Source organism: Pedobacter namyangjuensis (genome assembly GCF_003313325.1).
GTDB classification, from domain to species: Bacteria; Bacteroidota; Bacteroidia; order Sphingobacteriales; family Sphingobacteriaceae; genus Pedobacter; species Pedobacter namyangjuensis.
On the sequence record NZ_QMHQ01000001.1, the window covers coordinates 1,230,638 to 1,244,110 of the forward strand.

Annotated in this window: 10 protein-coding genes; 9 read left to right on the forward strand and 1 reads right to left on the reverse strand. The window is 37.4% G+C overall.

Translation table 11 applies throughout. The annotated features are described in order from the left end of the window. Positions 1 to 66 precede the first annotated feature (66 nt). The 8 genes from truA (at position 67) to DUT69_RS05550 (ending at position 11,420) form a co-directional block, all read left to right on the forward strand. The gene (gene truA, locus DUT69_RS05515; protein ID WP_113652098.1) at positions 67 to 825 is read left to right on the forward strand and encodes a tRNA pseudouridine(38-40) synthase TruA; all 759 of its coding nucleotides are present in this window, start codon (positions 67 to 69) and stop codon (positions 823 to 825) included. Between the two features lie 90 nt (positions 826 to 915). Continuing rightward, a complete protein-coding gene (locus tag DUT69_RS05520; protein WP_113652099.1) occupies positions 916 to 2,709 on the forward strand; it encodes an ABC transporter ATP-binding protein in 1,794 nt (597 codons plus the stop codon). Positions 2,710 to 2,744: 35 nt separating this feature from the next. After that, complete coding sequence (locus DUT69_RS05525; protein ID WP_113652100.1) at positions 2,745 to 3,338, forward strand: RNA polymerase sigma factor; 594 nt, start codon at positions 2,745 to 2,747, stop codon at positions 3,336 to 3,338. Positions 3,339 to 3,398: 60 nt separating this feature from the next. Continuing rightward, positions 3,399 to 4,556, forward strand: coding sequence for a FecR family protein (locus tag DUT69_RS05530; RefSeq protein ID WP_113652101.1), 1,158 nt, complete (start codon positions 3,399 to 3,401; stop codon positions 4,554 to 4,556). A 62-nt stretch (positions 4,557 to 4,618) separates the two neighbouring features. Then, positions 4,619 to 8,017 (forward strand): TonB-dependent receptor, encoded by a 3,399-nt coding sequence (locus DUT69_RS05535; protein WP_113652102.1) that lies wholly within the window; start codon positions 4,619 to 4,621, stop codon positions 8,015 to 8,017. An 11-nt stretch (positions 8,018 to 8,028) separates the two neighbouring features. Further along, a complete protein-coding gene (locus tag DUT69_RS05540; protein WP_240186664.1) occupies positions 8,029 to 9,423 on the forward strand; it encodes a RagB/SusD family nutrient uptake outer membrane protein in 1,395 nt (464 codons plus the stop codon). A gap of 51 nt (positions 9,424 to 9,474) precedes the next feature. Further along, positions 9,475 to 10,563, forward strand: a complete 1,089-nt coding sequence (locus DUT69_RS05545) for a cyanophycinase (protein WP_113652103.1) — start codon at positions 9,475 to 9,477, stop codon at positions 10,561 to 10,563. A 17-nt stretch (positions 10,564 to 10,580) separates the two neighbouring features. Next, positions 10,581 to 11,420, forward strand: a complete 840-nt coding sequence (locus DUT69_RS05550; RefSeq protein WP_113652104.1) for a cyanophycinase — start codon at positions 10,581 to 10,583, stop codon at positions 11,418 to 11,420. Here DUT69_RS05550 and DUT69_RS05555 read toward each other — a convergent pair whose 3' ends face one another. After that, entirely contained in the window at positions 11,421 to 11,855 is a 435-nt protein-coding gene (locus DUT69_RS05555) for a hypothetical protein (protein WP_113652105.1), read from the reverse strand. A gap of 169 nt (positions 11,856 to 12,024) precedes the next feature. Here DUT69_RS05555 and dctA point away from each other — a divergent pair, with 169 nt between their 5' ends. Next, on the forward strand, positions 12,025 to 13,299 hold the full coding sequence (dctA, locus tag DUT69_RS05560) for a C4-dicarboxylate transporter DctA (RefSeq protein ID WP_113652106.1): 1,275 nt from the start codon (positions 12,025 to 12,027) through the stop codon (positions 13,297 to 13,299). Positions 13,300 to 13,473 lie beyond the last annotated feature (174 nt).

Genomic DNA, 13,473 nt, shown 5'->3' on the forward strand with positions numbered 1-13,473 from the left:
CAAATATAGATTAATTGCCAAATACTATAGTCTGTTAATAATTAGAAAAAGTATTTTTGCAAACAAGTGGATAGTAAGAGATATTTTATTGAACTGAGTTATAACGGTACAGATTTTCATGGTTGGCAAACGCAACCTAACGGAATTACTGTGCAAGAATGCCTGGATAAAGCACTAAGCACTTTTTTTAGGCAAGAAGTAATAACGCTAGGTTGCGGACGAACAGACGCTGGAGTGCATGCTACAGAATTTTTCGCCCATTTTAACCTAACCGCAATTAGCGATAAACAGGTTGCCAATTCGGTTACTGGCATAAATTCGCTGTTGCCTTATACCATTGCGGTAAAGCGTGTTTTCGCAGTGGCGGATGATGCACATGCCAGATTTCATGCCACGGCCCGTGCTTATAAATACCATATCCACTTTAGTAAAGATCCATTTAAACTGGACAGATCTTGGCTATACAAAGGCGGCTTAGATCTAGAGGCGATGAACCAAGCAGCAAAAGTTTTGTTAAATTTTACAGATTTTTCTTGCTTCAGTAAATCGAATACGCAAACCTTTACCAATAACTGCAAAATTACCGAAGCGTATTTTGAAGAAGAAAAAGACGGTTTGGTGTTTACCATTAAAGCCGATCGATTTTTGCGTAATATGGTAAGGGCAATTGTGGGCACTATGGTTTTGGTCGGCAAGGGCGATATCTCTGTCGCAGATGTTGCTAAAATAATTGAAAGCAAAAACAGAAGTAATGCAGGCCAGTCTGTACCGGCTTGCGGTTTGTATCTGGTTGCCGTAGAATATCCATTTATTAAAAATGATTGAAAGATAGAATTTGAATTAGAGAGGAATAGTATAACTACTGGTAATAATTCACTCATTCGAAATTCATTCATTCAAAATTAGAAAAGATATATGTCTAAAATAACCGGCGAAGCATTTAATGTTGGCCTGCTAAAAAGAGTTTTTGAATATGTAAAGCCCTATCGCTCTGTTTTCAGATGGTCGGTAGTGTTAACTTTGGCATTGGCAATAATTACGCCGGTTAGGCCATTTTTAATTGGCTACACGGTAGATGAGTATATTTTAAAGAATAACCACAGTGGTTTGGTGCAATTAACCATTGTAATGATTGTAGCGCTCGTGCTGCAATCTTTTATCCAATACAGTCAAACACTCTTAACAAACACCCTAGGTCAATCTGCCATAAAAGATTTAAGGATAAATGTTTTTAATCATATCAGCAATCTTCGTCTTAAGTACTTCGATCAAACTCCTATCGGACAGCTGATAACTAGAACAGTATCTGACTTAGAAACCATTGCCGATATATTTTCTGAAGGATTAATTGCCATGATTGGAGACATGCTTCAGGTTATTGTAATTATCGGTGTGATGTTTTGGATAGATTGGGAGCTTACCACTGTTGTTTTACTTCCCATCCCATTTTTAATTATCGCAACGCGGATATTTCAAAAATCTATAAAAATTGCATTTCAGGAAATTAGAACGGAGGTTTCGAACCTAAATACCTATTTGCAAGAGCATATCAGCGGTATTTCTATTATTCAGTATTTTGCCCGCGAAGATCAGGAATACAAAAAATTTGTAAAAATCAATACCCGCTATCGCGATGCAAACATTCGTTCTAATTGGTATTATTCGATCTTTTTTCCGGTAGTAGAACTAATTTCGGCAGTGTCTTTAGGTTTACTGATTTGGTACGGTTCTAAAATGATCTTAGAGAAACCATTAGATGTAAAACCCGGTACCATTACCATGTTTATCATGTTTATCACCATGCTTTTTAGACCAATTAGAGAGTTGGCAGATAAATTTAATACACTACAAATGGGTATGGTTGGAGCCGACCGTGTATTTAAGGTGTTAGATACAAAAGAAACCACAGAAAATGCTGGCACTTACGCACCAGAAAAATTAACTGGCGCAATTAGTTTCGAAGGCGTTTGGTTTAGCTATAATCAAGATACTGCGGTTGAAGAAGAAAACTATGTTTTAAAGGATATCACGTTTGAAGTAAAAGCAGGGGAGACGGTGGCGTTGGTTGGCGCTACAGGAGCCGGAAAATCATCAACAATAAATATTTTAAACAGATTTTACGAGATACAAAAAGGATTAATTAAAGTTGATGGTGTAGAACTTAAAGAATATGAGTTAGGGTACTTGCGTAGTCATATTGCAACGGTTTTACAAGATGTGTTTCTGTTTTCGGATACGATTTTTAATAACATTACGCTTAATAATCCTTCCATTTCTTTTGAGGAAGTGGTAGATGCCGCTAAAAAAGTTGGCGCACATGATTTTATAGAGCGGTTGCCCGGTGGTTACCATTTCAATGTAATGGAACGTGGTTCTACTTTATCTGCTGGTCAAGCTCAACTGATTTCTTTTATTAGGGCGTTGGTTTATAAACCTTCTATTTTGGTATTGGATGAAGCAACATCTTCTGTTGATACGGAGACAGAAATGCTCATACAAACTGCAATTGACAAATTAATGCAGGGCCGAACATCAATCGTTATAGCGCACCGCTTGTCAACCATTCAAAAAGCCGATCAAATTATAGTGTTGGATAAGGGCGAGATAAAGGAGAAAGGCACACATCAGCAACTGCTAAAGTTAAACGGATATTACAAGCGTTTATACGATTTACAATTTTCGTCTGTGGGGATTGCTAAAAACTCGTAAATTTTGCTAAGTTTGGTTAATCAACCAAAAATTTCTTGAGCGTTACTAAGCATATCGAAGATGAGCAAATTCTTTTTGCCTTGTTAAAGCAAGGCGATGAGCGTGCTTTTGCTAAAATTTACGATTGCTATTGGGCCCAACTTTATAATTCTGCTTATAAAAGGATGCCCGAAAAAGAGAAGTGCCAAGACATTGTACAGACGGTTTTTGCTGATGTTTGGCTAAGAAGGGATCAATTACAAATAGAAAACTTAAGTGCTTACTTACATACCGCAGTTCGTTTTCAGGTACTTAAACAACTTACACGTAGCCCTAAACATAGTTTTATAGGAGATATGTTTATTGCCGACCTGATATCGCCACTAGAAACAGATGCTAATTTGTTGGATAAAGAAGCACAAGCCCTTTTAAGACTTTACATATCGGCCTTGCCCGAAAAACGAAGAGACATTTTTGTAATGCACTACATGCATGGTTTAACTACAGCAAATATTGCGGTAAAATTAGGCATATCCAGAAAAACTGTTCAAAATCAATTAACAACAGCTTCCCATGCCTTGAAATTGAGATTGACACATTTATTTGCTTGGTTAGTTGCCATTCTTTCGATTTTGGTGTCTTGTAAATAATATTTTATTTTCCTTTGGGATTTTTTCACTCTCATGGTACATATAATAAAAGGTACCTAAATGAGCATCCCAAATTCGAGAAGAGACTTTCAGCAAATTATTGAAAATTACGTTTCGGGTAAAGCTACGCCAGAAGAAATAGCTTTTATAGAAGCTTACTATGCAAAGCTAGAAAACCAGCCCGATGTACTTGACGAATTCACATCCGCAGACAGCGTTGAATTTGCAAAGATTAATTTTGAAGCGATACAAACTAAAATAAAAAAGGCCGAAAGAAAGCCTAGATCTTTTTACAAATATGCGGTGGCTGCGGTATTATTTCTTTCTCTGGGAATGACCGTTTTCTACACCTTGCGGAAAGATATAATCTCTAAACCTGTGGCTGAGCAGACAGTAGCTAAAAAGATTGATGTAGACCCGGGAAGTGATAAAGCAACCCTAACACTTGCAGATGGCTCTACGATTGTATTGGACAATACCAATACCGCAGAGGTATTTCACAAAAACGGATTAATCATTTCAAAAACTAAGTCAGGCGAGTTAATTTATAAAATTGAGAATGCAAGCTCAACAAAACCTAATGCCTACAATACCATAACTACGCCAAAAGGTGGGCAATACCAGGTGTTATTGCCAGATGGAACAAAAGTATGGCTTAACGCAGCATCATCTTTAAAATATCCAGAGGTTTTGGGCAAAACAGAACGCATGGTTACTTTAACAGGTGAAGCTTACTTCGAAGTTGCTAAAGATGGTCGACCGTTTTATGTAAACAGTAAACAGCAAAGCGTAAAAGTTCTCGGTACGCATTTTAACGTAAACACCTACATGGATGATAACTTCTCGAAAACGACGCTATTAGAAGGAAGTATTGCGTTAAACACCTCAAAAAATTCGAAGATTATTAAGCCTGGGCAACAAGCTTTGATTGGAGTTAACAGCTTGATAGCTATTGACAAAGATGTTGATGTGCAAAATGTTGTAGCCTGGAAAAACGGACTCTTTGTATTTGATAACGCCGGATTGAAATCAATCTTGAATCAACTAGAAAGATGGTACGATATTAAAATTGATTATAGCGATATACCTAACAAAAGATATAATGGTATGGTGCCACGAAAAGCGAAACTATCTGAAGTTTTAAATATGCTTGAGCTTACCGGAAACATTAATTTTAAAATAGAAGAGGGAAGAACATTAAAGGTTTTTAACAAATAGAAACACTACCATGAATTAAATAAACTAACAACAACAAACACAACTTAAACCCACAAACATGTATGGAATTTTACATTAATAGTAATAGGCTAAAGACCGCAAAAACTTTAGCGAATATTACCAATCATTTTAACAGAAAATTATTTAACACGATGAAACTAGTTGTAATTTTTTTAACCATTTTTTGCATGCAGGCAAGTGCGAATGTTTTTTCGCAACGTGTTAGCATTAACCAAAAAAATATGCCTTTAGAGCAGGTTTTGAAAGAAATCAAGCGTCAAACTGGTTATTTTTTCTTGTACGACACTGACTTGGTACAACAAAGTGCTAGGCCAGTTAGCATTAACGTAAAAAACGCAGCGTTAAATGATGTTCTGGTAAGCGTTTTAAAATCTCAGCCTTTTAGCTACGAGATAAAAGAAAACACCATTTTAATAATGCCTAAAAAAGCATCATCAGCTTTAGCGATAGACGTAACAGGTAAAGTGATTGATGAAAATGGTTTGCCAATGCCAGGCGCATCAGTTAAAGTTAAAGGTCAAACTGGTGGAGTAGTTACAGACGGCAACGGAAATTTCACGTTAAGAAATGTTGCAGATAACGCTGTTTTAGTTATCTCTTATTTAGGGTATGCGGATAGAGAAGTGGTAGCGAGCGCTCAAATGGGTAGTATTGCATTAACCTCGGTAGCTAACACATTAACCGACGTTGTAATTACAGGTTATACCAGTTACAAAAAAACACAGTCTGCTGCTTCTATTGCTACAGTCGGAGCAGAGAAAATCAATCAAGTTCCAGGCCTAACTGTAGATCAGATTTTACAAGGTAGAGTGCCGGGTATGAGTGTAATCTCAACATCTGGTCAGCCAGGACAAAGTGCTTCTGTGGTAATTAGAGGTATAGGAAGTGTTAGTGGTTCTTCAACTCCGTTATATATTTTAGATGGGATACCAATTGAAGCCGGTTATTTCCAAACCATCAATCCAGAAGATATAGAATCGGCTACAGTATTAAAAGACGCTTCTGCAAAAGCGTTGTATGGTTCTAGAGGATCAAATGGTGTTATCGTGCTAACTACCAAAAAAGGTAAAGAAGGAAAGTTATCGGTAAATTATGTATCGCAATATGGTTTTTCTAATTTAAGCAGACCAAATTTCGAGATGATGAACACCGAGCAACGCTTGCGTTTTGAAGAAGAAATTGGAGCTAGTTTTGGTAGAAATATTGGTCCAGGATGGACATATTCGCCTAAAAATCCAACCTATGCAGCGGGTACAGCAACAACTCGTGCTCGTGCAGATTTTATTTTAGATAGTTTGCGCCAAATTAATACGGATTGGAGAGATCAGTTTTTCCAAAAAGGTAAATTCCAAGAGCAACAAGTTAGCTTAAGTGGCGGAAATGAAAAAGTTCGTTTTTACAACTCCTTAAATTACTATAGCCAGGAAGGTGTGGCAAAACGTACTGGATTAGATAGATATTCGTTAAGAAGTAATGTAGATTTTAAGGATGATAAATTCAGTGGAAGTGTTAATGTTTCATTAGGTTATTCTCAATCTAGCTTTACCGAAGGCGAAGGTGGTACAGGTGCGGGTACTGCAATGGCATCTGTTTATTATGCATTGCCATACGAAAAACCTTATGCGCCAGACGGCACGTTAATTCATCAAGGTAATAAGTCGCAGTATTTTATATTAGATCAGCGTGAGGGTTCTCAAGGATTAGAGCGTTTGTTTAATTCATCAGACAAAACCGAACAATTAAAATCTATTATTGGTACATCATTGGCTTATCAAATTTTGCCAGAGTTAAAAATTACTACCAGAGCGGGTATAGATTACAGAAGTTCTACAGATCAAGTTTTCATCAATCCAGATTCGTACTACGGCTCTAGAAGTGTGGCTAACACCTTGGGCGGAAAAGGAAGAATAACAGATGCAAGCAGAAGAAACTTCAACGTTATTTCTACATCGGGATTAACCTTTGCTAAAACATTTGCAGATAAGCATGATGTTGAAGCTTCAGCTTTTTACGAATACGTTTATAACAATTATAATTCTTTCGGTTTTAGTGCTTACGGTATCGATGGTCGTTTGCCAGAAACTCCGGCAGGTGCAACAAACGGTAGCGCAACATTTTTACCTTCAGTAACTGGCGGAAAATCATCTAGCGGTTTAGCATCAATTATGGGCGTTGCTAGATATACCTACGATAATAAATATACCGTTACAGGTAGCTACCGTCAGGATGGTTCTACAAAAGTTGCACGCAAAAACAGATGGCAAGGTTTTTACTCTGTAGGAGCTAGCTGGAATGCTAAGGAAGAAGATTTCTTGAAAAATGTTAGTTTAGTTTCCGATTTAAGATTTAGAGGAAGTTATGGAACTACAGCAAGTACGTTTGGTGGCGATTTCTTATATCTGCCAACTTATGCAGCTAATACCTCTTACGGTGGTGTTACGGGCATCAGGCCAACTTCGCCAGGCAACGCAGATTTCGATTGGGAATATGTTGATGAATTTAACGTAGGTTTCGATTTAAGTTTGTTTGCAAGTAGAAGAGTTAGAATTTCTGCCGATTACTACAACAGAATTACCAATAACATGTTTATTGATCAGCCACTTTCTGCAACATCTGGTTTTGCCAACTTAAACTTAAGTACGGGTAAAATGAGAAATCGCGGTGTAGAGTTTGAAGTAAATGGAGATGTAATTAAAACCAACGATTTTACTTGGACGTTAGGCGTAAATGCTGGTTATAACAAAAATAAAATCCTTCATGTAACAGATATTACAGATTCTTACCCAGATGGAGATACACGTATTTTAAAAGTAGGTTTACCATATGGAACTTATTTTGCTCCGCAATGGGCAGGTGTAAATCCACAAACTGGTGAAGCGCAATATTACAACTTAGACGGTAGCATTACTACTACTTATAATGTAAATACCCAAAGCACTACAAATTCTGGTAGTTTATATCCAACATTTACTGGCGGATTTAATACTTCGTTAAGTTACAAAGGAATTACGGCTTCGGCGTTGTTCTCTTTTGTATCTGATGTAATGCGTTGGAACAACGAAGATTTTTACAACGAAAATCAGCGTTATGCAACCAGTAACCAAACGGTTAGAATGTTAGAAAACCGCTGGCAACAAGCTGGCGATACAGGTAACGACGCCATTCATCAAAGATTTGATATCCCTAGAAACTTTACATCAAAAGATATTCAGGATGCATCTTTTTTAAGGCTAAGAAATGTAAACATTGGTTATGCTTTACCTAAATCAATTGTAGAAAAAACAAAGTTTATTAAAGGCGTTAGGGTTTTTGTGCAAGGTCAGAACTTGTTCACTTGGACTAAATGGAGAGGTTTGGATCCAGAGAATAACTCTCAATACGGTCGTTTCCAATATCCAAACACAAGAACGTATACTGCAGGTCTTAATGTTAACTTATAATAATTACAGCGATGATTAATAAATTTCACAAAAAATATATCCTTGCCTTATCGTTATTGATATTAATAGCTTCATCATGCTCTAAACTTGATATGAAGCCTACCGATACAATCGACCCGACGAAGGCCTTTAGAAATGCTAATGACATAAACATGGGTTTAATTGGTGTTTATGCTTTGGTTGATAATTCCATGGGAACGTTAAGTTCTACCGTTTCGGATGAAAATACATTTCCAACCGAAAATACAGTAGGCAACAGCGATGCCTTTAGGTGGCTTTACAATGCAGGCAGTGGCTCTGTAACCTCGCTTTATGGTAATAATTATACCGCAATAGATAGGTTAAACAGAGTTTTAGCTGGCGCTGATGCATTAACCTTAACTGGTGCAGATGCAACAACTGTAAGTCGTTACCGAGGAGAACTTTTAGCCTTACGTGCCTATTTGCATTTTGAGCTTTTGCGTGCTTACGCAGCTTCTTACACAACTGGCGCAATGGGCGTTCCTTATATGGAGGCTAGTGCAATCGGTTATCCGGCAAGAGATAATTTTGAAGTTGTAATTGGCAAAGCTAAAGCAGATTTGATTGCAGCCAAAGCTTTAATTCCTGCAACTTTTACAGATAAAACTCGAATTACAAAAACTGCAATTTCGGCAATGCAAGCTCGTGTTGCATTATATGAGAAAAATTGGGAAGAAGCAATAACTTATTCAACAGAGGTTATTAACGATAAGCCCTTAGCAACCAAAGCGCAGTTCCCAGGTTTGTGGACCGACGCAAATGATAGCGAAGTGATTTGGAAACTAAAGCGTGTAGGTACTACGGATTCTAGAGTAGGAGATTTTTATTTCAGACAAACAGGTAGTATTGTGCTTTATGCACCGTCATTCGAACTAATAGCTACATTTGATCAAGCAAATGATTTGCGCTATCCTGCTTACATTAAATTTGACGCAACTAAAGTTGCTCCGAAATCTCAGTATTCTGTAAACAAGTTTATCGGTGGAACAGCTTCAGCTCCAGGTTTGGTAGATATAAAAATGTTCAGAACTGGCGAAATGTATTTGATTCGTGCCGAGGCAAAAGCAGAATCTAGTGGAGATGCTGCTGCAGACATTAACGCCTTGCGCACGTTAAGAATAAATAACTACGTTAATGCAACATTTGCAGATAAACAAGCTTTAATAGACGCAGTTTACGCAGAGCGATTTAAAGAATTGGCTTTCGAAGGTCACCGTTTTTTCGATTTAAAAAGAAGAAATTTATCGGTAACCAGAATTCCTGCTGATGCTGCCAATGCTTCTGGGGCGGTTACATTAACTCCGGCACAGGCGCAATATTCGTTCCCATTGCCAGCATTAGAAATCTCGGTAAATAAAAATACCAAGCAAAACCCTAACTACTAATATTTTTTTCTGGGGAGGATAATCCCTTCCCAGAAATTTATCCCAATCTTTATGAAAAAACTTCTTTTATCAGCATTGGTTATTTCTTGCCTCTCTGCAACAGGATGCGGAAAACCTACAGATAAACCAACGCCAATGCCTAATCCGCCAGTTGTGGTTAATCCAACTAGTAAAAGACCAGGGTCTATAGGTATTGTTGGCGATACAAGTAATGTTACAAAACCGGTAAATGGTGGCTTAGTTTTAATGGGTGGCGGTGCCGATGTAGATGCTGCCTTTAAATGGATGATTGAAAGAAGTGGTGGTGGCGATGTGGTAATTCTTCGTGCCAGCGGAACGGATGCTTATAATCCTTACGTTAACGGCTTGGGAACAGTAAATTCTGTAGAAACCTTGTTGATCAACTCAAAAGAATTGGCTAACGATGACATTGTGGCTTACATTATTCGCAATGCGGAAATGGTTTTTATAGCAGGAGGCGACCAATCTAATTACATGAATTTTTGGAGAGGTACCAAAGTAGAAAAAGCTCTAAATTATTTACTAACCGAGAAAAAAGCGCCAGTTGGTGGTACAAGTGCAGGTTGCGCTATTTTGGGTAGTTTGTACTACAGTGGAGAAACAGGCGGAGTTACTTCTGCCGCAACATTAGCTAATCCTTACGACAGCAACGTGACTTTGTACAATAATGATTTTTTGAAAGCGCCATTTTTGCAAAATGTAATAACCGATCAACATTATTTAACAAGGGAAAGAGAAGGCCGTTCAATGGTTTTTTTGGGAAGGATTTTGACGGATTGGAATATCGCAGCCAAAGCTATAGCTGTTGATGAAAGAACTGCCGTTTGTATAGATGCTATTGGAAAAGCACAAGTTTATGGAGATTATTCTGCCACAAGACCTTACAGTAATGCCTACTTTTTAGTAACCGATGCTACAAAAAAACCAGAGCAATTTGTAGCAAATACAAAAGCTACATGGAACAATGGCGAACAGGCTGTAGCTGTTTACGAGATTCCGGCTTCTGTTAATGGTGGCGGTAATTTTAACGTAACAAACTTTAGCTTTGCCCAAGCAACCGGTGGCAAAGCTTACTGGTGGTCTATAAATAATGGTGTTTTACTAAAAAAGGCGCAATAATAGTATTAGATTTATTTATGAAAAGATTATTTTTAACAGCAATCTGCTTTGTATTTGCACTTGCGGTGAATGCCCAGACTAAACCTAAAGGCAGTTTGTTTATAATTGGTGGCGGAGAACGTTCGGATGAGTTAATCAAACAATTGGTAAGCACAGCGAAATTTACGCCTAAAGATTATATTATCGTATTGCCCATGGCAAGCGAAGTACCAGATACAGGATTTAAGTACATTTCTGCGCAACTCAAAAAACATACAGATTTACCTATCAAAAATTTCAATTTTGCCAAACATAGCACTAGCGATGTGAAATGGGTAGACTCGTTAGCGGCTGCTAAATTAATTTACATTTTAGGGGGCGACCAAAACAGGTTTATGAAAGTGGTGTTAAATACCCCAGTTTACAATGCAATACATAAAGCTTATGCAAATGGTTCAACAGTTGCAGGTACCAGTGCAGGTGCTGCGGTAATGAGCAAACACATGATTACAGGGAAACAGTTGTTGGATACTGTTTACAAAGAAACTTTTAATAAACTCTGGGATAAAAACGTTGAGTTTGCGGAAGGGCTTGGCCTATTGCAAAACACCATTATCGATCAGCATTTTTTAAAAAGAAATAGATACAATCGCTTAATCTCGTCTTTAAATGCGCATCCAGAAATGGTTTGTGTAGGTATTGATGAAGCTACAGCAATAATTGTTCATGGTAATAAAGCTACTGTAGCCGGCGATAGCCAAGTGCTACGTTTAGCAAATCCTAAAGGTTTAAAGACAACAGAAAAAGGTTTAATAAAATTTACACAAGCCGAGTTCGGTTTATTTACCGCGGGCGATATAATGGACATAAAACCTTAACTACCTAATCAACTGCTCTTCGGTAACAGTTTTAATTTTTACAGAACCACTGTCTCTAGTGGTTTCTGTAGAAAAACCTATGCTGTTAGCCCTCACAAAAGAAATTTTCTTGGTTAGTGGTGCTTCGTTAAAAGTAATGGTCGATGCGGTTTCGTCAATGCTATAGGTATCGGTAGTTAGAACAGCCGTATAACGTTTAACCACAGTTCCGTTTGCATCAAAAACCAAGGTGTCTACCTGTAAACCTCTGTTTAAAGTATCTCTCGTTTTTAGAATATCATTGTGGTAAGTACTTCCAATAATATATCTTACTGGCCATCTGCCCAATATCTTTTGTTGCACTAATTCTTTTGCATTAATCTCTTCTTTAGTGCATGCGCTAAGCGTGGCCAAAAAAACAAATATCGATAATAGTAAGTAGCTAGATTTCTTCATTTCTTAATACAAAAACATTGTAAATATAAGTACATAGAACAATAGTTTTTACTATTAACGTTTTAAGTTGGTAATGTGTTACACAACAAATTTGTTTAGGTAGCTAAAATTAAATAGCCAACTCGGTCAGAAATTTTTCTATATTTCAGTTTACAAAACTAAATATAAAATGAAGTCTGTCTTCTCCAACTTAACTTTTCAGGTCCTATTTGCTATTTTTCTAGGTATTTTAGTGGGCGAGTTTTTTCCTGGGTTTGCGCCACATGCCGAGCTAATTAGCAAAAGTTTTATTAACATGATAAGCATGTTAATTGCGCCAATAATATTTTTTACCATTGTTTTAGGCATAGCGCATATGGGCGATATGAAAAAAGTTGGTAGAGTAGGAGGCAAGGCGTTATTATATTTCGAGATTGTAACAACCTTGGCTATTGTTATAGGCTTGGTAGTAGCAAACGTTTTAAAACCTGGCGTAGGTGTAAATGTGCCGCAGGGCGATGTTTCTAAAATTGCTACTTACGCTTCTCAGGCAGGAGAAATTAATTGGTTGGAGTTCATCGCACATATCATCCCAAAAAATATATTCGAGGCATTTACCAAAGGAGAGATTTTGCAAATTTTGTTCTTTGCAATTCTATTTGGATACGGTTTAAATAAGTTGGGCGAAGCTGGCCATTCGGTAATTAGCACTTTCGATAAAATTTCTAAAGTGCTTTTTAACATCATGAAAGTTGTAATGCGTTTTGCGCCAATTGGTGCATTTGGCGGAATGGCTTTTAGCGTGGGTAAGTACGGCTTAGATACATTATTGCCAATGATGAAACTAATGGGGTCTGTATATTTAACCTGTTTCTTGTTTATTTTTGTTGTTCTGAATGCCATTTGCCATTATTATAAATTTAGCTTGTGGTCTTATTTAAAATACATCCGACAAGAAATTTTAATTGTTTTGGGCACTTCTTCTTCAGAATCGGTTTTGCCGAGTATGATGAAAAAGATGGAAGATATTGGTTGCGACAAATCTGTTGTAGGCCTGGTAATCCCTACCGGATATTCGTTTAACTTAGATGGTACGGCAATTTATTTAGCCATGGCGGTTATCTTTTTAACCCAGGTCTTTAACGTCGATTTAACTTTAACACAGCAAATTTCTATAATGGCTGTTTTAATGGTTACATCAAAAGGTGCGGCCGGGGTTACCGGAAGCGGATTTATAGTTTTAGCTAGTACGTTAACGGCACTTAAAATTATGCCGGTAGAACACATTGCTATATTGTTGGGCGTAGATCGTTTTATGAGCGAGGCAAGAGCAATTACCAATATGATTGGAAATGGTATTGCCACCATAGTAATTGCCAAAAGCGAAAACGAATTCAATCACGAGAAATATTTGCAGGCCATAAATCCTATTGCAATAGAAAAGGCAGAAGAGGATAACTTTTAATTGCGTTAAAGAAAGCGAGTAAAGAGCAAGCGTTAAAATTTGAAAAGCAATAGCAGTTAAAAAATTGATGTTAGTCGGGCTTTTCGTTGCAATCTTTTTGCCCCCAATCTCCTAAAGGAGAATGGCAAAAAGTATTTCCACTGCAATCCCGTTTAGTCAACCTCGGTTTTTACT

Coding starts and splice junctions, on each gene's coding strand:
- DUT69_RS05550 (WP_113652104.1), top strand. CDS start 10,581: ATGAAAAGATTATTTTTAACAGCAATCTGCTTTGTATTTGCACTTGCG.
- DUT69_RS05555 (WP_113652105.1), bottom strand. CDS start 11,855: ATGAAGAAATCTAGCTACTTACTATTATCGATATTTGTTTTTTTGGCC.
- dctA (WP_113652106.1), top strand. CDS start 12,025: ATGAAGTCTGTCTTCTCCAACTTAACTTTTCAGGTCCTATTTGCTATT.
- DUT69_RS05545 (WP_113652103.1), top strand. CDS start 9,475: ATGAAAAAACTTCTTTTATCAGCATTGGTTATTTCTTGCCTCTCTGCA.
- DUT69_RS05540 (WP_240186664.1), top strand. CDS start 8,029: ATGATTAATAAATTTCACAAAAAATATATCCTTGCCTTATCGTTATTG.
- DUT69_RS05520 (WP_113652099.1), top strand. CDS start 916: ATGTCTAAAATAACCGGCGAAGCATTTAATGTTGGCCTGCTAAAAAGA.
- DUT69_RS05535 (WP_113652102.1), top strand. CDS start 4,619: ATGGAATTTTACATTAATAGTAATAGGCTAAAGACCGCAAAAACTTTA.
- DUT69_RS05530 (WP_113652101.1), top strand. CDS start 3,399: ATGAGCATCCCAAATTCGAGAAGAGACTTTCAGCAAATTATTGAAAAT.